The following is a 21,967-nucleotide window of genomic DNA, read 5'->3' as shown; positions in this document are numbered from 1 at the left end:
CGTTATTTTTATTGATTCTAAATTGTAAGTTTTATCCATTTTCATGAGACTTTTAATGGTATAAATTTCATGCTTTCTTGTTTATTCCCTAAATTTGCAAATTGAGATAATAATGCAAAAATGAATTTACCTGAAAGTTATATTCCAATCCTTATACAAGCAGGTGTTGCGATAGGTTTCGTAGCCATTTCTTTGCTTGGAGCACATTTTTTAGGTCCGAAACAGAAAAAAGGAAATTCTGTGAAAAACCAAAGCTGGGAATGTGGAGTCCCGGTAGAAGGAAATGCAAGAACACCGTTTTCAATTAAATACTTTTTAACAGCAGTACTGTTTGTATTATTCGATATTGAAATCGTATTTTTTTATCCGTATGCAGTCAACTTCAGAGAATTCGGAATGGAAGGGTTCTTAGCAGTACTCATGTTCGTGGCGATTTTCTTTATGGCATTTTTTTATGTCTGGAAACGCGGTGCATTAGATTGGGATAAATAAAAAGGAATAGAAATTTTAAATGACAGTTTTAGACAATTCAGTTTACTTTAAAACTAACATTAACAGTAATTTTGAATCTAAAATTAAATCTTAAATCTAAAAAAATGTCAGATAACAAACCAATAATAAGAACAGATGCACCTGCTCCGGAAGGATTTGAAGGAGAAGGGTTTTTCGCAACGAAACTGAGCAGTGTAATCGGGATGGCCAGAAAGTTTTCTCTATGGCCGCTGCCTTTTGCAACCTCTTGTTGTGGTATCGAGTTTATGGCTACCCTCAACCCAACATATGATGCCTCAAGATTTGGTATGGAAAGAAACTCTTTCTCACCAAGACAGGCAGATTTGTTGATGGTTTGCGGAACGATATCAAAAAAATTAGGCCCCGTGCTTAAAGAAGTGTATACTCAAATGGCAGAGCCGAAATGGGTAGTATCCGTTGGTGCCTGTGCGTGCAGCGGAGGTATTTTCGATACCTATTCCGTATTGCAGGGGATCGACAAAATCATTCCTGTGGATGTATACGTTCCGGGATGTCCTCCAAGACCGGAACAGATCATTGAAGGGGTAATGCAGGTTCAGGCTCTTGCAGAAAGTGAAAGCATCAGAAGAAGAGATATGCCTGAATATCAAAAACTATTAGATTCTTACAACATAAGCAATTAACGGAAATGACAAACGAATTTGTATTAGAAGCAATCACAAGGGAATTTCCGGAATCTGTAATCTCAAGTTCAGAGCCTTATGGGATGTTGACAATTGAGGTAAAAAAAGAAGACCTGAAAAAAATAGTTCACTATCTGAAGGACTCAACATTGGAAATCAATTTCCTCACCGATGTTTGTGGAATCCATTACCCGGAATTTCCTGAAAAAGAAATAGGAGTAGTATATCACCTTCACAACATGATGACCAACTTCAGACTGCGTCTAAAAATCTTTATGTCCAGAGAAAATATAGAAGTAGATTCCTTAGTGGACCTTTACGCAGGAGCCAACTGGATGGAAAGAGAAACCTATGATTTCTTCGGAATTAAATTTAAAGGCCATCCGGATCTCAGACCTATTCTTAATATGGAAGATCTTGGATACCACCCTATGCTGAAAGAATATCGTCTGGAAGATGGTACAAGAACCGATAAGGACGACGCAATGTTCGGAAGATAAAAATATAAATGATTAATGATGATTGATTAATGATCAATTATCACCTATCAATTATCAATTATATATTATGAAAGATAACTCATTATCCAATATACTCAACCAATACGAAAGCAAAGAGCAGATTGACGGGCAATTGTACACCCTCAATTTAGGTCCTACGCACCCTGCGACACACGGGATTTTCCAGAACATCCTTACTATGGATGGAGAAAGGATTCTTCACGCAGAACAAACCGTTGGATACATCCACCGAGCATTTGAGAAAATTTCCGAAAGAAGAAACTATTCTCAGATCACAACTCTTACCGACCGTATGAACTACTGTTCAGCCCCGATCAATAATTTAGGTTGGCACATGACCGTAGAAAAACTGATTGGCGTTGAGGTTCCAAAGCGTGTAGATTATATGCGTGTTATTTTAATGGAATTGGCAAGAATCGGAGATCACCTGATCTGTAATGGTGTAACGGGAATGGATTCGGGAGCAATCACAGGTCTTACCTATATGTTCATCGAAAGAGAGAGAATCTATGATATGTATGAACAGATCTGCGGGGCAAGGATGACAACCAATATGGGAAGAATCGGAGGTTTTGAAAGAGATTTCACCCCTAAATTCCATGAGTTAATTAAGGATTTCCTTAAAACTTTTCCACCAAGATTCAAGGAATTCTGTACATTGTTAGAAAGAAACAGAATCTTTATGGACAGAACCATCGGAGCAGGAGCAATTTCTGCAGAGAGAGCTTTAAGCTATGGTTTCACAGGTCCAAATTTAAGGGCTACAGGCGTAGACTATGATGTAAGAGTTGCACAGCCTTATTCATCTTATCAGGATTTCGACTTCATTATCCCTGTGGGAACATCAGGAGACACTTACGACCGTTTTATGGTTCGTCAACAAGAGATCTGGGAATCCATTAAAATCATCAAACAAGCATACGAAAATCTTCCTGAAGGTCCGTTCCACGCCGATGTGCCTGATTTCTATCTTCCTGAAAAAGCTGATGTCTATCAGAAAATGGAAGCTTTAATCTACCATTTCAAAATTGTAATGGGAGAAACGGATGTCCCTAAAGGTGAAGTTTACCACGCTGTAGAAGGAGGAAACGGAGAATTAGGTTTCTATCTGGTAAGTGATGGTGGAAGAAGCCCTTACAGACTGCATTTCAGAAGACCATGCTTCATTTATTATCAGGCTTATCCTGAAATGATTACAGGCTCTGTAATTTCTGATGCGATTGTAACCATGTGTAGTATGAATATTATTGCGGGAGAATTAGATGCATAAATCAGAATTTAGAAAATAGATGAAAGATAAAAGACTTTCATCACCCAATATAAAATTGAATTTAGAACACGAATCTCAGAGTCTTTCTCTTTTTTCTATGTTCTTTAATCTTAGATAAAATATGAGCGAAACAATAGCTTTTAAACCGGAAAGTTTAGCACAGGTACACAAAATGATCGCAAGATATCCAGAAGGGAGACAAAAATCTGCGCTTATTCCTGTACTGCATTTGGCACAGAAAGAATTCGGTGGGTGGTTAGACGTTCCAGTAATGGATTATGTTGCAGAATTATTGAGTATTAAACCAATCGAAGTATATGAAGTTGCAACTTTCTATACGATGTTCAATATGAAACCGGTTGGTAAATATGTTTTGGAAGTTTGCAGAACGGGACCCTGCATGGTGTCGGGAAGTGAAAAAATCCTTAATCACATCAGAACAAAACTGAATATTAAGGATGGAGAAACTACAGAAGACGGAATGTTCACATTAAAGCCTGCTGAATGTTTAGGTGCTTGTGGATATGCTCCGATGATGCAGCTTGGAAAATTCTTTCATGAAAATTTAACAATAGAAAAAGTAGACGAAATTCTTGACCTTTGCAGAGAAGGACAGGTTGATTTAGGCTAATTGAGTTAATTTTTAAATAATTATAAAAGCTAAAAGCCATAAGCCAATAGCTAAAAGCATAATAAAAAATGAGTAAAAAACTTTTACTTAAAGACGCACATATAGAAGGAATCCGCTACTTTGAAACCTACCGTAAACAGGGAGGCTACACAGCAGCTGAAAAAGCCTTGAAAATGACCCCGGACGAAATTCTGGAAGAAGTAAAAGCTTCAGGACTTCGTGGCCGTGGTGGAGCAGGATTTCCAACAGGAATGAAATGGAGCTTTTTGGCGAAACCGGAAGGTGTCCCTAGACACCTGGTAGTAAATGCCGATGAGTCTGAACCGGGAACATTCAAAGACAGATATCTGATGGAATTCCTTCCCCATGTATTGATTGAAGGAATGCTGATCTCATCGTATTGTTTGGGTTCTAATGTTTCTTACATCTACATCAGAGGAGAATATTCGTGGATTCCTGATATTTTAGAGGAAGCCATTGAAGAAGCAAAAGCTGCCGGATTTTTAGGTAAAAATATTCTTGGAACGGGGTTCGATCTTGAAATCTATGTTCAGAGAGGTGCCGGAGCATATATCTGTGGTGAAGAAACTGCTTTGCTGGAATCTCTTGAAGGGAAAAGAGGAAATCCAAGACTGAAACCGCCATTCCCTGCTGTAAAAGGGCTTTGGGAAAGACCAACCGTAGTCAATAACGTTGAATCTATTGCTGCAATTGTTCCGATTATTGATATAACCGGAGCCGAATATGCTAAAATTGGTGTTGGCAGATCTACAGGTACAAAACTGATTTCAGCTTGTGGAAACATCAATAAGCCGGGAGTTTATGAAATCGACATGACCATTACCGTTGAAGAATTCATTTATTCAGACGAATATTGTGGAGGGATTAAAGATGGTAAAAAATTAAAAGCTTGTATTCCTGGAGGAAGCTCAGTTCCAATTGTTCCTGCCAATTTATTATTAAAAACCGTAAACGGAGAACCGAGATATATGAACTACGAATCTTTGGCAGACGGAGGCTTCGCTACCGGTACCATGATGGGTTCAGGAGGTTTCATCGTATTGGATGAAGACCAGTGTATCGTAGAACATACCATGACTTTAGCGAGATTTTATAATCACGAAAGTTGCGGACAATGTACACCATGCCGAGAGGGTACGGGATGGATGTATAAAATATTAAAGAAAATTGAAAATGGACAAGGCAAGATGGAAGACATCGACTTGCTTTGGGATATTCAGAGAAAAATAGAAGGTAACACAATCTGCCCATTGGGAGATGCGGCAGCATGGCCTGTAGCGGCGGCAATACGTCATTTCAGAGATGAATTTGAATGGCACGTGAAAAATCCTGAATTGTGTCTAACACAAAATTACGGATTGGCTCACTATGCGGATCCAATTCCGACGCCGACGGTTTAGGCCTGTTTTAAGACAATAAATTAGGGTGATAAAAAAGTGTGTATTACTGCTTGGGTTAGCAGTAACGCTGGGTATGAAAGCCCAGGAAAATCATGTGGATCCGTTTAAAAAAGGATCAGTAATGGTATTTTGGGGGTGGAACAATTCGGTATATTCAAAATCGGATATTCATTTTAAAGGAGATGGATATGATTTTCAACTGAATAATGTTGTTGCCCACGATAGACAAACGAAATTTGATTGGGGAGTGTATTTTAAACCTAACTCAATCACAATTCCGCAGGTGAACTATAGAATCACGTATTTTCCTAAAGATAATCTGGGGATTACGTTAGGAATGGATCATATGAAATATGTGATGGATCAGAATCAGTCAGTTGATTTTAAAGGATATATCAATAATCCTGAATATGCTGAACTGGTACATAACGGAAAAGTAGATTTAAGTGATGCCAAATTATTAACATTTGAACACACAGACGGTCTTAATTATATTAATATTGGTGCTCAGAAGTATCATAATGTTTTGAACAAAAAAAATATTGATCTTTTTCTGAGCTATGGTGCCGGAATCGGTGCCCTGCTGCCAAAATCGAATGTAAAGCTGATGGGAAATGAAAGAAGTGACAGATTCCATCTTGCAGGATTCGGTGCTGATATCAGAGGAGCGATAAGCCTGGTTGCCATAAGACACGTTGTTTTTCAGGTAGAAGGTAAATTGGGTTACATTAATATGCCGGATATTAAAACAACTCTGAATAATAAGCCGGATAAGGCTTCACAGGACTTTGTGTACGGAGAAGTAGATTTTGGTATTGGATATACATTTAATACAAAAAAGTATAATTAATAAAGCTTACTGCTCGAACAGTAAAAGCGAAAAGCATAGAATATGAGCGAAGAGGTTAAAAAATTTAAAATAACTATAGACGGACAAACTACCGAAGTGTTGCCCGGAACTTCCATCCTGGAAGCGGCAAGACAAATCGGCGGAAAATCTGTACCTCCTGCAATGTGCTACTACAGCAAATTGGAAACCAGTGGGGGAAGATGCAGAACCTGCCTTGTGGAAGTTTCTAAAGGGTCTGAAGCAGATCCGCGTCCTATGCCGAAATTGGTTGCAAGCTGCAGAACAAATGTAATGGATGGTATGGAAGTAAAAAACCTTACCTCGGAAAAGGCTCAGGAAGGAAGAAAAGCAGTTACCGAATTCTTGCTGGTAAATCACCCGCTGGATTGCCCTGTTTGTGATCAGGCAGGAGAATGCCACCTTCAGGATTTGGGTTATGAATACGGAAACCCTGAAACAAGAACTGAGTTTGAAAGAAATACCTATGATGCAGATGATCTTGGCCCACATATCAAACTGAATATGGACCGTTGCATCCTGTGCGCAAGATGTGTATTGGCTGCAAACCAGTTAACAGGTCAAAGAGAACACGGAATTCTTTTCAGAGGAGATCACGCAGAAATTTCCACTTATTTAAATAAAGCATTAGACAATGATTTTATCGGAAACGTAATTGATGTTTGTCCGGTAGGAGCACTAACCGACAGAACAGCTCGTTTTGCCAGCAGAGTATGGTTCACAAAACCAATGAACGCTACCTGTAACTGCGAAAAATGTTCAGGAAAAGCTACCGTTTGGATGAAAGGTGATGAAATTATAAGAGTTACCGCAAGAAAGGATCAGTGGGGAGAAGTTGAAGAATTCATCTGTGATACGTGTCGTTTCGGGAGAAAAGAACTTTCTGACTGGAATATCGAAGGTCCGAGACATATCGACAGACACTCTGTTATTTCATTGAATCATTATGAAAAGCCTAAAGATGAGCTAAGAATTTTAGACAATCCAATGGCTAAAGAAATCAGTGAAAAAGACGAAAAATAAAAAAGTTGGATGCTTGAAGATGAAAGATGGAGGTTTGTAACCGTAAAATTTTTCACTTCTACGTTTAATTTTAATTTTGTTAAAAATAAAATAAATTGGTAATGTGATGAAGAGTTGATGCACAAAGTGATATACTTCCAGCTTCCAGCTCCCATCTTCAAAACATTTAAAATAAAAAATGGATTTACTTACATTTAAACTTATACTTGTACTGGCACTTTTCCTTCTTTCGCTTACGATTGCAGCCTATTCTACATGGGCTGAAAGAAAAGTTGCCGCCATTATGCAGGACAGAATCGGGCCTAACAGAGCGGGACCATTCGGATTGCTGCAACCGCTTGCCGATGGTGGAAAGTTTTTCTTTAAAGAAGATTTTACCCCTGCCAATGCGGAAAAGTTTCTTTTCGTATTAGGGCCGGCTTTGGTAATGTTTATATCATTGATCACGGGAGCAGTTATTCCTTGGGGTAAAAGTTTAAATATTGCCGGTACTTCTTACGATCTACAGGTTGCCAACATCGATGTTGGTGTACTTTTCATCATTGGGATGGCTTCTATCGGTGTTTACGGAATCATGATCGGAGGCTGGGCTTCCAACAATAAATATTCATTATTAGGTGCCATCCGTGCATCTTCCCAGATGATCTCTTACGAACTGGCAATGGGATTAGCCTTACTTTCTATCATTATGATGACGGGAAGTTTAGATTTAAAGGAAATCACAGAAAGTCAGACCAACGGAAAATTATGGGGAGTTATTCCATGGGTTTCCGGACTAAACTGGAATATATTTTACCAGCCGGTTGCTTTCCTTGTTTTTATCGTGGCAGCTTTGGCAGAAACCAACAGACACCCTTTCGATTTACCGGAATGTGAATCTGAATTGGTAACAGGATATTCTACCGAATATTCATCCATGAAATTAGGATTGTATATGTTTGGTGAATATGTAAATATGTTTATATCAAACGCATTCATGGTGGTTCTTTTCTTCGGAGGGTATAACTATCCGGGAATAGAATGGGTAACTCAGAACTGGGGAGAAAATACAGCCGGAATTTTGAGTATCGTAGCATTTTTAATGAAAACGATCATCGGAATCTTGATCTTTATGTGGATCAGATGGACACTTCCGAGATTCAGATACGACCAGTTAATGCACTTAGGTTGGAAAACTTTAATTCCAATGGCATTGGTAAACCTGCTGATTACAGGAGCTGTAATTTTAGCATTTGGAAATTAATTAATTTGAAATGAGTTAATTTGAGAGTTTGAAAATGGAATATTTTTCCTGCTTTCAACTTCCAACAAGATATAAATTTGAAAATGAGCTGATGTGAAAAGGTGATGATGTTAAACTTCCATCTACCGGCTTCCATCTTCTAACATTTAATAATAAAAATAATGAAACTTACGAACAGATCAAAAGTTGTTTCCAATAAAGAAATGACCCTTGCTGAAAAAATCTACCTTCCTGCTATTTTTACGGGAATGGGGATTACTTTTAAGCATGCTGTAAGAACCGTGCTGAAAGGTGCACCTGCAGTATATTCTTATCCGGAAGTACAAAAGCCGAGAGCAGATATCTGGAGAGGTCAACACGTTTTAAAAAGAGACGAAGAAGGCCGGGAAAGATGTACCGCCTGCGGACTTTGTGCAGTAGCATGCCCTGCAGAGGCCATTACCATGACTTCAGCTGAAAGAACAAAAGAGGAAAAGCATCTTTACAGAGAAGAAAAATATGCATCGGTATATGAAATCAATATGCTGAGATGTATTTTCTGCGGTATGTGCGAAGAAGCCTGTCCGAAATCCGCAATCTATCTTACAGATCGTCTGGTAGACGTGGAAACCAACAGAGGTTCTTTCATTTACGGAAAAGATAAATTGGTTGAAAAAATAAACGAAAGGATTGATATCACAGAAAGACAATCCGAGAAACAAAAAAATGCGGTAAAATAATGGATCAGTTTTTATTTTTCTTGGTGGCGTTTTTAGCAGTCGCAAGTGCGGTATATTTTGTATTTGCGAGAAATCCTTTATATGCTATTTTGTCATTAATTGTTACGATGTTTTCTATTGCGGGCATGTACATCCTTCTGAATGCACAGTTCCTTGCGATTATTCAGATTATTGTTTACGCCGGAGCGATCATGGTATTATTCCTTTATATCCTGATGATGCTTAACCTTAATAAACAAGACGAAAGTAAGAAGAACAATACTTTAAAATTTGTTGGAGTTTTTACGGCAGGTCTTTTATTAATTGGAGTTTTAGGGGTATTCAGAGGAGTTCAGCAAAACCAGATTGCAGTTGAAAATGTAGATGGAAGCATCGGACTTACTAAAAATCTGGGAAGACTTTTGTTTAATGAATATGTTTTACCGTTTGAGCTTGCATCCATCCTTATTTTGGCAGGTATTGTAGGTGCGGTATTAATCGGTAAAAAAGATTTATAAATTATGGGAGAAGTAAATACATTTATACAAAGCATCCCTCTGAATTACTTCATCATTCTTTCTTCTGTATTATTCAGTCTGGGAGTGTTGGGCGTATTGCTGAGAAAAAATGCTATTGTTATTTTGGGTTGTGTAGAGCTTATGCTCAATTCTGTTAATCTTTTGCTGGCTGCATTTTCAGCCTACAAAGGTAACGGCGACGGACAACTTTTAGTTTTCTTCATTATGGTGGTGGCTGCTGCGGAAGTAGCGGTAGGTTTGGCAATTATTGCTATGCTTTATAGAAATACCCGTTCTGTTGATGTAAGTATATTTAATAAATTAAGAGGATAAGAATGGAAAATTTAGTGTATGCAATAATACTTTTACCACTTTTAGGTTTTCTTATAAACGGTTTATTCGGGAAAAATCTTCCAAAAATTGTTGTTGGTAGTTTGGCTACAGCAATGGTTTTTGCATCTTTCTGCATCGCAGTTAGTATTTTCATGAATTTCGACTCAGAAAGCCAGCCTGTCATTGTAAAAGCTTTTGAATGGTTTAGAGTAAACGGAGTTCAGATTAATTTCGGATTCCAGATTGATCAGTTGTCATTAATGATGGTCATGATCATCACGGGAATCGGATCTTTAATCCACCTCTACTCTATCGGATATATGAGCCATGATAAAGGTTTCTATAAGTTTTTCACGTATCTGAACCTGTTTATCTTCTCCATGTTACTTTTGGTAATGGGAAGCAACTACCTGATCCTCTTTATCGGATGGGAAGGCGTAGGATTATGTTCTTATTTACTTATTGGTTTCTGGTATACCAACGAAGAATATGGTAAAGCAGCGAGAAAAGCATTTATCATGAACAGAATTGGTGACCTTGCTTTATTGATCGGTATTTTCATGTTGGCTTCACAGACTAATGCTGTCGATTATCTTACCATCAGAGAGAACGCCGGAAAATTTGAATTAGATGGAAGTGTAATTATCTTTATTACGGCGAGTTTATTTATCGGTGCTACTGGTAAATCTGCTCAGGTTCCATTATATACATGGTTACCGGATGCGATGGCGGGACCAACTCCTGTCTCTGCCCTAATTCACGCGGCAACGATGGTAACAGCGGGAATTTATCTTGTAGTAAGATCCAATTTCTTATTTACTTTGGCCCCAAGCGTTCAGGACGGAATTTTATTCATTGGATTCTTAACGGCAGCTTTAGCCGGATTCTATGCACTTCGTCAGAACGACATCAAAAAAGTACTGGCCTACTCCACCGTTTCACAGCTTGGATTTATGTTCATTGCTTTAGGGTTGGGAGCGTATACAACAGCCATGTTCCACGTAATGACACATGCTTTCTTCAAAGCATTATTGTTCTTAGGAGCGGGTTCTGTAATCCACGCGATGAGCAACGAGCAGGATATGCGTTTTATGGGAGGATTAAAGAAATATATTCCTCTTACCCACGCTACTTTCCTGATTGGAACATTGGCGATTTCAGGATTCCCTTTATTATCGGGGATGATTTCCAAAGACGAAATTCTAGTAGCTGCTTTTGCTAAAAACCCTGTTTACTGGGTGATTCTATTCATTTTGGCAGCAGTTACTGCAACCTATATGTTCAGACTGTATTATCTCACTTTCCACGGAGAGTTCAGAGGTACTGAAGAACAAAAACACCACTTACACGAAAGCCCAACCAATATGACCTTACCATTGATCGTACTGGCTATTCTTTCTGTTGTTGGCGGTTTAATAAACCTTCCTCACTTCATCGGCCACGGCCACTACGCAAAACTGATGGAATGGCTGAAGCCGGTTCTTACTGAAGAAAGCTTTAATCAAATGGAAACAACGCTTTCAGCTGTTCCGTTTGGTACAGAAATGATACTTTTAGGAGCAACAGTATTGATGTTCTTTTGTGTATGGTTTTTTGTTAAAAACACTTATGTTAACAAGAAAAAACAGGCTCTTCCGGAAGAGCAGTACACAGGATGGGAAAAACTGTCTGCCAGAAAATTATATATTGACGAACTTTACAATGCATTGATTGTAAAAACTGTTGAAGGATTAGGACGCGGAGGAAAGATGTTTGACAATGGTATTCTTGATCGTTTTGTAGACTTTGTGGGGGATGGCGCTGAAGACAGCGGAAAAGCCATGAAGCGTGTACAAAACGGAAATGTAGAGAATTACATTCTGATTATGTCTTTGGCGGTGGGAATTATATTAATTGTTAACTTTTTATTACAATAATAATGTCTGAGTTGTTATTAACATTATTACTATTACCTCTGGTAGGTTCGGGATTAGTTTTTGCATGGAAAAACAATTCAAGCAAATATTTGGCACTGGGAATTGCATTAGTACAAATGCTGATCACTTTCTATATTGCGGCGGATTTTAATTACGCCCCAACGGTAGACAGTGTACTGCAGCACGAAATCAATTACCCATGGTCACAATTCATCAAGAGTTCTCTTCACTTCGGTATTGACGGGATGAGTCTTCTTCTTTTATTGCTGACCAATATTTTAGCGCCAATCATTATTTTATCTTCTTTTAATGAAAATGTAAGTTACAGAAATACATTCTATGGTTTAATACTATTAATGCAATTCGGCTTGGTAGGGGTTTTCACTTCACTGGACGGATTATTGTTCTACATTTTCTGGGAAGTAACCTTGATTCCGATCTGGTTCATTGCCGGACTTTGGGGTCAGGAAAATAAAAGATTTGAGTTTACTACGAAATTCTTCGTCTATACATTTGTTGGATCATTATTTATGCTTGCAGGATTGATTTATGTTTACAATCATTCAGCATCATTTGCTCTGACGGATTTATATAATGCTCAATTAAACGAAACCCAGCAAACTGTGGTATTCTGGTTTATCTTTTTTGCTTTTGCAGTAAAATTACCGGTATTCCCTTTCCATACATGGCAGCCCGACACGTATACCTATTCACCGACTCAAGGATCAATGCTTTTATCGGGAATTATGCTTAAAATGGCGATTTATGGGGTAATGCGTTATTTATTACCGATTACGCCGCTTCCGATTGCAGGAATCTCAGGGCAAATCGTTATCATCCTTGCTATTGTAGGAATTGTTCACGGAGCATTGATTGCAATTATTCAGACGGATATGAAGAGGATTATCGCATATTCTTCATTCTCTCACGTTGGATTAATGGTTGCAGGTATCTTCGCTTCGGCAGTCATTACATTAAGAGGAACTTTCAATATCGAAGGTGCGGAAGGAGCGTTGGTACAAACTTTTGCTCACGGTATCAACGTGGCCGGTTTGTTCTACTGTTGTGATATTTTATACAAAAGATTCAAATCAAGAGATATCAGGCAAATGGGCGGACTTGCAAAAGTAGCTCCTAAGTTTGCCGTATTATTCCTGATTATTATACTAGGTTCAATGGGCGTTCCATTAACTAACGGATTCATCGGAGAATTTATCCTTTTGAAATCAATATATGATTTTAACGGGTTGGCAGCAGTAATTGCCGGTCTTACCGTGATCCTTGCTGCAGTATATTTATTGAGATTTTATGGAAAAGCAATGTTTGGTCCTGGTGATGAGACCGTTCTGAGCACAGCAAAAGATCTTTCTGCTGTAGAATTTTCGGTATTGGCAAGTTTAGCGGTTTTTGTGATTGTATTTGGTATTTTCCCGCAACCGATAATCGAAATGGTAAATAGTTCGCTGAAGTTTATCTATACGGCGATGGCCAGTTAAAAAATTAAAAGATTTAAAAATTAAAAAACTAGGAGATCGAAGAAGAATAAAGTGAAAGGGCAAAACTCTGAACTTTAAACTTCAAATCTCGAATATAAATTATGAGTGTTTTAATTATTGTTTTCCTAACGGCAGTTGTTGCGTTATTTTCAGGAGTTTTTGAACAGGGGAAATTCGCAAGATACATTGGAATTTTGGGATTAATCATCGCATTATGGGTAAGTTTTATGCCGGAAGCTTCATTCTTCGGCCAGTACAGACACATGTACGACTATACCGCCAATACTGCGTTATTTACTAAAATATCAATCGTAACTACATTATTATTATTCTTTTTGGGAGGTTTTGCATTCAGCAATCACAGAACCCACCAGTCTGAATTATACGCTTTGATGCTTTTTGCATTATGCGGTGGAATTATCCTTTTCGGATTCCAGAATTTGGTAACATTGTTCCTGGGAGTTGAGATTCTCTCTATTCCATTGTATGTAATGGCGGGAGCAAACAAAACCGATTTAAGATCAAATGAGGCTTCTATTAAATATTTCCTGATGGGTGCATTTGCAACAGGTTTCCTTCTGTTCGGGATCGCATTTATTTATGGAAATGCCGGAAGTTTCGATTTATATAAAATCCAGGATTTCGGAGTTTCAAACCCGAAAGATGTCATGTTTATTTTAGGAGTTCTCTTGATTCTTTGTGCATTGGCATTCAAGGTAGCATTGGCACCGTTCCATATGTGGAGTCCTGATGTATATTACGGTTCGCCTTCATTGATCACGGCTTTCATGGCGAGTGTTGTAAAAATTTCAGGTTTTTTCGCGTTATTCAGACTAATGACTATCGGGTTTGGTGGCGTTACGGAAGAATGGATCAATATTTTTGGTGTATTCCTGATCATTACCTTGCTTTTGGCAAACGTTATGGGTCTTGCACAAACCAACGCGAAAAGAATGTTGGCGTATTCATCAGTTTCTCACGCAGGATATATCGGGTTGGTATTCTTCGGGATGACAAGCCTTTCCACTTATAATTTGGCATTCTATTTATTTGCCTATGCATTGTCAACGGTAGGTGTTTTCATGTGCCTGATTTATGTTGAAAAATTAAAAAGAGAAACTTCTTTCGGAGCATTCAAAGGTTTGGCAAAAACAGAACCTTTATTGGCCACGGCCGCTGCAATCTCTATGCTTTCTATGGCCGGAATTCCTTTAACAGCTGGTTTCATGGGTAAATTTGCATTATTTTCCCAGGCGATGAATTCTGACCACGGTGTTTTCCTTGTATTGGTGGCCGTATTAGGATCCGCTTTATCCATTGCCTATTATCTGAGATTAATTATCTCTATGTTTTTCTTTAAGGAAAGTACATTCAAATCTTCAGAGAAAGTAACCTTAACGTATAATATTGTTGCCGTATTTGTAATCGCTTCAATCATTGTTCTAGGTGTTTTCCCTGATCTTTTTGCAAAACAGTTCGGACTGTAAAAGTCCTCATAAAAATATAAGACCACAACCTCAAAGTTGTGGTTTTTTTATAACTTTACTTCATGGCAAATCTTTATAAAAAAGACGCTCCATTTCAGGTTTACATATCTTTCAAAAAGTATTTGGATGTGCTGGAGCATATCCGCTACAACGACCGTCTTGAATATCGTGTGAACTATGCCAAATCGTTATTAGATAAAACCAAAAATTTCCGGGAGCTGAGAAACGGCTTTCAGGATGTATCACTGCTGGAAAAACATGAAGAACTGATCAAACTCCTGCTTTCTGATCTATTTCCCACAGGGCTTACCAATAATGAAATAAAAGCTGCCAGTATCCCACTTTCCAATATCACATTCAACTATACGGAAAGATTTAAAAATATTCTTAAAGACGCAGGAAAAGATTTTGAAATAGAGCTCCGGAATATTGATGATGACGAATTTTATGTATTTTGCTGCTGTCTTATTCTGCAGACTTATTACAAAAGAGACATCAAAAGTTCGCTTCCGTTTTACTATGACATCCCGAACAGACAGGGAATCATGAAACATTACAAAATTATTGTGAACGCGGATTTTGCAGAAGTATATCCTACTGAAGATGCAAAGATCCCTTCTGAGGAGGTCGTCGATATGCTGCTTGAAAACCTTGATGATTTTAAGCTGTGGAAAAGATACTTCCCTTCAGAATCTTGGGTATTGAAAGGTTTTACCATCATCTCTCTGGTTGACTGCACCTCTGAAGTAGCATTGTCCGACCTGAAATCAAGCATGATCAGTATTGATCCGGAAAACCTTGCACCGGATGAAAACCTCATCGAAATTTTCAAATCGTATTTTGATGTTTCCGAGTTAAATTTCGGACTGATGCTTTTTAATAAAAAAGATCAGAGGCTGGAAAAGCTTCCGATTTATGAAAATCTTTTTACCAATCATATCCTGGACTTCTGGATCAATACTTTTGATGAGGAAACCAGGAAAACCACTTTTACCAATTTAAATCACAATTCTAAACCCATTGTTGTTTCCAACATTGAAAATCTGGATGACGAAGTGAAATCCCTGCCTTCTTTCAGAATACTGAGAGACAACAAAATCAACAGTTTCATGGTGATTCCTATCGTAAAAGATAATGAATTATTGGCCATGATGGAATTTACTTCACCGATAATAAACAGTTTCAACGGATTAAAACTCAAAAAAATGGAGTTTTTTTCAGATATGATTTTGTTTTCCCTGAACCGATTCAGTTTTGAGAAGAATTATCAGATCGAAGCCATTATCCAGCGCGAATACACCAGTATCCACGACAGTGTGGTTTGGAAATTCAGAAATGAAGCCGAGAAATATTTCAACGCATCACTGGCAAAAAAAATATATACCTTAAAGCAGATTTCATTTAAAAACCTTACGCCGCTTTTTGGATTTTCCGATATTCGTTCATCATCTGAAAAACGTTTCAACTTAATGCTGGAAGATCTCAACCAGCAGATTGAATGTCTTCATGAAATCTTTTCATTAACCAATTCGGAGTCAGAAAAATATCTTCTGGCACTTGAGATTTTCGAGAATGAATTGAATAATGAAATTAAAGCAGACAGCGAACAGCGTTTCCAGAGATTGTTAAGGGACGAAATTCACCCATATTTACAGGCTAAATTAGAAATCAAATCTTCCAGTGAAGTAAAGGCAAAAATTAAAGATTATTTTGCACAGGTATCAAATCAGAATGACCTTTTTTACAACAACAGAAAGAGCCTTGACGACTCAATAACATTGGTGAACAGGAAATTGGCAGACGTTTTGGATGAGGCACAAATAGAAGCCCAGCAGATTTTTCCTCATTATTATGAAAGGTTTAAATCGGACGGTGTAGAACATAATCTGTACATCGGCCGCAATATTGCGCCGGATCTGCATTACCATTCAAAAGTAGTTCATAAATTAAGATACTGGCAGCTGAAAACCATATGCAATATGGAACATGAGTTTCGGAATTTTAAACAAGATCTTCCTATTTGCCTGGACATTGCCTCACTGATCTTTGTCTACAATGAAAAAATTGATATCCGTTTCAGGATGGATGAAAAAAGATTTGATGTAGACGGAGCCTATAATTCTTACTATGAAATTATTAAAAAGCGTTTAGACAAAGCACATATAAAAGATTCTACAGACAGGATTACCTGCCCCGGAAAAATAACAATTGTATATTTTGGTATGGAAAACCAGAGAGAATATCTTGACTATGTTAATAAACTGCAGAAAAAAGGCGTTCTGAAAAATGATGTCGAGCTGCTTCGTGTGGAAGATCTGCAGGGAATTACAGGACTTCTTGCCCTGAGAGTTTCATTAGCTTAAAATAAAAACTCATCCTGTCTGGATGAGTTTTTTCTTATTTGTATCTTTTAAAGACTTAAAAAAGCATATCCGAAAGACAAAACGGAAATCACGATTCCTGCCATAAAAATCTGGTAAGTAATGGATAAGAGCCTGTATTTCCGGTCCAGTACTTTTCCCAGGAAATATAAATCCTTTACCATAGAATCATAAATATAATCCCGGTCTTTGATGAGAATATTCATTGCACTCTGGTAATCATCGAACAGCATCCTGTTAAAATTCCCAAAGAACAGCAGGTTTACTTTTCTGTCGGCAACATCCTGCATGCTGAATTTCGCTTTTGTAACGTTTGGTTTTGTTGATAAAATGGCAAAAATAATGGTTAGTACCGCCGATAAAAGCAAAATAAAACTAGGAATAATCAGATGCGAATTTTTCGGGGTGTCAAGCTTCGGAACCAATACCGAAAGACAAACCGAAATAATAATCGCATTTACGGAAAGAAGAATATTGGCCTTGCTGTCTGCAATATCGCTTAATCTCGTGTGATTGCTCAGCGTAACCCTGAAAAGCGTATCCACACTTCTGTCCGGCTTCGGATCTTTATCCTTGTCTTTTTTATTTTCGGAATTATCTTTTTTACCTTCCTCTTTCTCTAATTTTTTTTCGATTTTCTTAATATTTTTCTCTTTCAAAGGCTGCCACGCATTTTTTGCATAATCGGTATAAAACTGATGCTTGTTTTTCAGCATATCCAGGTTACCGGCATTCCACTCGTCATTAGAAAAACATCTTACGTTGGTAAGCTCCCACTCTTTTCGCAGTGCATCAGAAATATCATTGTAATCGTGGCTTGCAAAATGGCTGCAGTCCGCATCCTTTACAATTTTCTCCAGAAGATTTTGGGGGACATACGTAATTTTTGTCGCCAAAATTAACTGTACAATATCATTGATATCGTTTTCGGGATAATTTTCTTTCTGAAGGAAGCTTTTTGCGATCTCGGCTCCGTTTTCTTCATGGTCTTTGGCACATTCTATGTATCCTGTATCATGAAACCAAAGTGCAAGCAATACCTTTTCCTGATCTTTTTCAGAAACAGGTGTGTTTTTCAGGATCTCTTCAGCCTTATTTACCGTAAATGTTGTATGTATAAAATTATGATAAAAATATACCGAAGATAGCTTATCTTTGAATAAGGTTTCAACATAATCTTTGGCTTTTTGTAAAATGTCCATCACCGAAATTTTGTTAATGTAAATTTATGAATTTATACTTGAAAACTCATCTAAAAAATACTTCTCTTGCTCTTAGATTCGTATTGTCCGCCGGAGTTTTGTATTCCTGCGCAACATATAACGTAAAAAAGGGTAAAAACTTATCTGAAGTCAGCAATTCTGATGTAAAATCCGAAAATGACTTTACCCTATTTCTTGTAGGAGATGCAGGCAATGCAGATGAGCCTCAGTCACAGCAAACTTTACAATTATTGAAAAACCGGCTGGAATCTGCAGGAAGCAACTCGATGCTCCTATTTCTGGGCGATAATATTTATCCGCACGGAATGCCGAAAGAGTCTGATAAAGATTATCCGCAAGCCAAAAAGAAACTGGAAGACCAGCTAGCCATTGTAAAGAACTTTAAAGGTAAAACACTGGTTATTCCCGGAAATCACGACTGGTACAGCGGACTGGACGGGTTAAAAGCTCAGGAAGATTTCGTAAAAAATTATTTGAACGATAAAAAAGCTTTTCTTCCTAAAAATTCCTGTCCTATTGATGATATCAGCCTCACAAAAGATATCAAATTAATTGTGATTGATTCGGAATGGGCATTGCTAAACTGGGACAAGCATCCGGGAATCAACAAAAACTGCGACATCAAAACCCGTGAAGATCTTTTCACCGAATTTAAAGATTTAATTAATAAAAATCAGGATAAAAGAATTATTGTTGCGCTTCATCATCCTATTATCAGCAGCGGAACACATGCAGGATTTACCTCTGCAAAATCCCACCTTTTCCCTTTAAAAAGCAAAATTCCGGCTCCGGGCGTTGCAAGTCTCATTAATGTTGTAAGAAGTTCTTCGGGAGCGAGCCCTGAAGACATTACAAACAAGCATTACGCAGACCTGGCCAACCGAATTAAAAGTATTGTCCAGGAAAAGGAAAATATTATTTTTGTTTCGGGACACGATCATAATCTTCAATATCACGAATTAAGAAATATCAGACAGATTATCAGCGGCGCGGGCTCCAAAGTTGATCCCGCTACCATCAGGGAGAAAACTGATTTTTCTTACGGAGGAAGCGGCTTTGCTATACTGAATATCAGAAAAGATAAAAGTTCGGACGTAGAATATTTTTCTACAAAAGATAATTCTTTAGAACAACTTTCGCATATTCAGGTCACTGAAAAGCCTGTGGATTTCATAAACAATTACCCAGATTCTTTTCCTTCAACAGTAACATCAACCATTTATCCTAAAAAATTAACAGAAAAAAGAAAATTTTACAGGTGGCTTTGGGGAGAGCATTACCGAAAATATTACAGAATGCCCGTTGAAGCTCCTACAGCGAACATTTCAACGCTGGATGGCGGCTATACACCTTTCAGGGAGGGCGGCGGAAATCAATCGAACAGCCTCCGGCTGAGAGCGCAGGACGGACAGGAATTCGTGATGAGAGGTGTTAAAAAAAGTGCCGTCCGTTTTCTCAACAATATGGCATTCCGGAAAAGCACTTTCGGAAATGAGCTGAATAATACTTTCCCTGACAGGTTCCTTTTGGACTTTTATACTACCAATCATCCTTTTACACCTTTTGCGGTGGGAAATATGGCGGATAAGATTGATCTTTATCACAGCAATCCCAGATTATTTTATATCCCGAAACAAAAGGCTCTGGGAGAATATAATATCAACTACGGAGATGAAATGTACATGATTGAAGAGCGGTTTTCTGCAGATCCTAAAACCCTTGCTTCTCTGGATAATGCAAAGGATATTGTTTCAACAGATGATGTTCTGAAAAATTTTAATAAAAACTACAAATATTCCGTAGACCAGGAACTGTATATCAGGGCCAGGCTTTTTGATATGCTGATTGGTGACTGGGACAGACATTCCGACCAGTGGAAATGGGCCGAATATCAGCAAGGTGACAAAGTACTTTACAAACCCATTCCGCGGGACAGGGACCAGGCATTCAGTAAGTATGACGGAAATGCTTTCAAAATTATTATGAATATTCCGGCGATCCGCCACATGAAAACGTTTAAAGATGACATCAAGAGCGTAAAATGGCTTTCTATGGAACCCTACCCTCTTGATCTTGTTTTTTTGAAAGGCGCTACTGAAGAACAATGGATTGCCCAGGCAAAATACATCCAGGAGCATCTTACGGATCAGGATATTGACAATGCATTCAGCAACCTTCCGAAGGAAGTGCAGGACGAAACCATTGCAGATATACAAAGAAAGCTGAAATTGAGAAAAACGAAACTGGAAACCTATGCTTCACAGTACTACGATGTACTGCAGAAAAAAGTTCCATTGGCAGGAACGGTAAATCCTGATAAATTCGTTATTACTAAAACCGGAAACTCAGTTAACGTTAAACAATATAAATTAGATAAAAAGAAAGAAAATCCTGAACTGGTTTTTGAAAAGACCTATGATGATTCCAAAACCAAAGAGCTATGGATCTACGGACTTGAAGATGATGATATTTACGAAGTTTCAGGAGAAGGAAGACCTAAAATGAACATCAGGCTGATCGGAGGGTATAACCACGACACCTATACTATTGCCGACGGGAAGAAGGTTAAAATTTATGATTTTAAATCACAAAACAATACCTACAACACAAATGGTGCTTCAAAAAATATTTCAGACGATTACGACATTAATACCTACAATTACAAACATCCGAAATACAACTTTATTGCAGGCTATCCGAATGCCAATTTCAATCCGGATGATGGGGTAATTTTAGGATTTGTTGCCAACTATACGGTAAATAATTTTATCCGTGATCCTTTTACCCAGAAACACAGCTTGAGAGCTAATGTTTATACAGCTACGGGAGGGTTTAATCTAGGATATAAAGGGATTTTCAAAAAAGTGGTCGGAAATTGGGACGCCGGTATTGATGCATTGTATACCACTCCGTTTTTTGCAAGAACATTCTTCGGTCTGGGTAACGAAACGCAATATGACAAGGAAGCCGTAGAGAGAGACTACAACCGGGTAAGAATTTCGCAATTTAAATTTGCACCATCTTTATCAACAACAAGCTGGCGCGGTATAAAAAACCAGTTTCAGCTGAGTTTTGAGCATGCTAAAGTGCAGCAGACTGACGACCGTTTTGTAGCGGTTTCCCCGGATGTAAATCCTGAAGTTTTTGATGGGCAGCAGTTTGCAGGAGCCAATTATACATTCAGTTTCAAAAATGTTGATAATAATGCATTTCCGACTTTAGGAATGGAATTCCTCTTAAACGCAGGCTGGAAAGCAAACATCTCAGAATTTGACCAAAATTTTGCAACGTTCCAGGGAACACTGAATGTTTTCCACAGAATCGATAAAAGAGGGCGTTTCGTATTTGCCAATTCCACGAATGCGATGATCATCAACAATAATAATTTTGAATTTTATCAGGCCGCGGCAATTGGTGGTAATAACGCGATGCGTGCTTACAGAAATGAGCGGTTTGCAGGAAAATCGTATTTCGTGAATAATGCCGAAGTGCGATGGGATTTTGGCCGTGTTAAAAACAACATTGTGCCTGTTAATATGGGAATTTTGGTAGGCTATGATCTTGGAAGAGTATGGATAGACCGTGAATCTTCTGACAAATGGCACCAGGGCGTGGGCGCAGGATTCTGGATGAATATTCTGGAAATGTTCTCTGCCCGCATCGACTATTTCACCGGTGAAGACGGCGGACGAATTTCAGGAGGTGTAGGATTGGTGTTTTAAAATATTGATTAAGAAACTGTATTATAACAAAACCGCAGAGGATATCTGCGGTTTTCTGT

The 21,967-nt window shown here is 38.1% G+C and carries 18 protein-coding genes; 17 read left to right on the top strand and 1 reads right to left on the bottom strand.

The window, feature by feature from the left end; translation table 11 throughout:
• Positions 1-120: 120 nt before the first annotated feature.
• The 16 genes from U9K52_RS15950 to U9K52_RS15875 all read left to right on the top strand — a co-directional run bounded on the left by U9K52_RS15950 (position 121) and on the right by U9K52_RS15875 (position 16,945).
• Complete coding sequence (locus U9K52_RS15950; protein ID WP_029298774.1) at positions 121-492, top strand: NADH-quinone oxidoreductase subunit A; 372 nt, start codon at positions 121-123, stop codon at positions 490-492.
• A 104-nt stretch (positions 493-596) separates the two neighbouring features.
• Positions 597-1,157 carry an NADH-quinone oxidoreductase subunit B gene (locus U9K52_RS15945; RefSeq protein WP_066441001.1) on the top strand — a complete coding sequence of 187 codons (561 nt, stop codon included), beginning with the start codon at positions 597-599 and terminating at the stop codon, positions 1,155-1,157.
• A 5-nt stretch (positions 1,158-1,162) separates the two neighbouring features.
• On the top strand, positions 1,163-1,657 hold the full coding sequence (locus U9K52_RS15940) for an NADH-quinone oxidoreductase subunit C (protein WP_248390913.1): 495 nt from the start codon (positions 1,163-1,165) through the stop codon (positions 1,655-1,657).
• Between the two features lie 67 nt (positions 1,658-1,724).
• Positions 1,725-2,948, top strand: coding sequence for an NADH dehydrogenase (quinone) subunit D (gene nuoD / locus U9K52_RS15935; protein WP_066440999.1), 1,224 nt, complete (start codon positions 1,725-1,727; stop codon positions 2,946-2,948).
• A 121-nt stretch (positions 2,949-3,069) separates the two neighbouring features.
• Positions 3,070-3,579 (top strand): complex I 24 kDa subunit family protein, encoded by a 510-nt coding sequence (gene nuoE / locus U9K52_RS15930; RefSeq protein WP_263601488.1) that lies wholly within the window; start codon positions 3,070-3,072, stop codon positions 3,577-3,579.
• A gap of 68 nt (positions 3,580-3,647) precedes the next feature.
• On the top strand, positions 3,648-5,000 hold the full coding sequence (gene nuoF, locus U9K52_RS15925) for an NADH-quinone oxidoreductase subunit NuoF (protein WP_248390908.1): 1,353 nt from the start codon (positions 3,648-3,650) through the stop codon (positions 4,998-5,000).
• Between the two features lie 73 nt (positions 5,001-5,073).
• Positions 5,074-5,850, top strand: a complete 777-nt coding sequence (locus U9K52_RS15920; protein WP_263603837.1) for a hypothetical protein — start codon at positions 5,074-5,076, stop codon at positions 5,848-5,850.
• A gap of 42 nt (positions 5,851-5,892) precedes the next feature.
• The gene (locus U9K52_RS15915) at positions 5,893-6,891 is read left to right on the top strand and encodes a 2Fe-2S iron-sulfur cluster-binding protein (RefSeq protein ID WP_248390905.1); all 999 of its coding nucleotides are present in this window, start codon (positions 5,893-5,895) and stop codon (positions 6,889-6,891) included.
• A 178-nt stretch (positions 6,892-7,069) separates the two neighbouring features.
• Complete coding sequence (nuoH, locus tag U9K52_RS15910) at positions 7,070-8,134, top strand: NADH-quinone oxidoreductase subunit NuoH (protein ID WP_248390902.1); 1,065 nt, start codon at positions 7,070-7,072, stop codon at positions 8,132-8,134.
• A gap of 161 nt (positions 8,135-8,295) precedes the next feature.
• On the top strand, positions 8,296-8,853 hold the full coding sequence (locus tag U9K52_RS15905; RefSeq protein WP_062160095.1) for a NuoI/complex I 23 kDa subunit family protein: 558 nt from the start codon (positions 8,296-8,298) through the stop codon (positions 8,851-8,853).
• Positions 8,853-9,350 (top strand): NADH-quinone oxidoreductase subunit J, encoded by a 498-nt coding sequence (locus U9K52_RS15900; protein WP_029298759.1) that lies wholly within the window; start codon positions 8,853-8,855, stop codon positions 9,348-9,350. The genes U9K52_RS15905 and U9K52_RS15900 overlap by 1 nt, the downstream gene beginning before the upstream one ends.
• Positions 9,351-9,353: 3 nt before the next feature.
• Positions 9,354-9,683, top strand: coding sequence for an NADH-quinone oxidoreductase subunit NuoK (nuoK, locus tag U9K52_RS15895; RefSeq protein ID WP_029298757.1), 330 nt, complete (start codon positions 9,354-9,356; stop codon positions 9,681-9,683).
• A 2-nt stretch (positions 9,684-9,685) separates the two neighbouring features.
• Positions 9,686-11,599, top strand: coding sequence for an NADH-quinone oxidoreductase subunit L (gene nuoL, locus U9K52_RS15890; protein ID WP_248390899.1), 1,914 nt, complete (start codon positions 9,686-9,688; stop codon positions 11,597-11,599).
• A gap of 2 nt (positions 11,600-11,601) precedes the next feature.
• The gene (locus U9K52_RS15885) at positions 11,602-13,095 is read left to right on the top strand and encodes a complex I subunit 4 family protein (RefSeq protein ID WP_263601490.1); all 1,494 of its coding nucleotides are present in this window, start codon (positions 11,602-11,604) and stop codon (positions 13,093-13,095) included.
• A 101-nt stretch (positions 13,096-13,196) separates the two neighbouring features.
• Positions 13,197-14,582: an NADH-quinone oxidoreductase subunit N gene (locus U9K52_RS15880; protein ID WP_263601491.1), complete on the top strand. Its 1,386-nt coding sequence runs from the start codon at positions 13,197-13,199 to the stop codon at positions 14,580-14,582.
• A gap of 62 nt (positions 14,583-14,644) precedes the next feature.
• Positions 14,645-16,945 carry a hypothetical protein gene (locus U9K52_RS15875; RefSeq protein ID WP_322927328.1) on the top strand — a complete coding sequence of 767 codons (2,301 nt, stop codon included), beginning with the start codon at positions 14,645-14,647 and terminating at the stop codon, positions 16,943-16,945.
• 47 nt (positions 16,946-16,992) lie between these two features.
• Here U9K52_RS15875 and U9K52_RS15870 read toward each other — a convergent pair whose 3' ends face one another.
• Positions 16,993-18,165, bottom strand: coding sequence for a Pycsar system effector family protein (locus U9K52_RS15870; protein ID WP_263601493.1), 1,173 nt, complete (start codon positions 18,163-18,165; stop codon positions 16,993-16,995).
• 38 nt (positions 18,166-18,203) lie between these two features.
• Here U9K52_RS15870 and U9K52_RS15865 point away from each other — a divergent pair, with 38 nt between their 5' ends.
• Complete coding sequence (locus U9K52_RS15865) at positions 18,204-21,908, top strand: metallophosphoesterase (protein WP_322927327.1); 3,705 nt, start codon at positions 18,204-18,206, stop codon at positions 21,906-21,908.
• Positions 21,909-21,967: the final 59 nt, after the last annotated feature.

It is taken from the genome of Chryseobacterium sp. MHB01 (assembly GCF_034651565.1).
In the GTDB taxonomy this organism is placed as follows: Bacteria; Bacteroidota; Bacteroidia; order Flavobacteriales; family Weeksellaceae; genus Chryseobacterium; species Chryseobacterium nepalense.
Note: the sequence above shows the minus strand (reverse complement) of the source record. Positions and strands in the feature narration are given on the sequence as shown.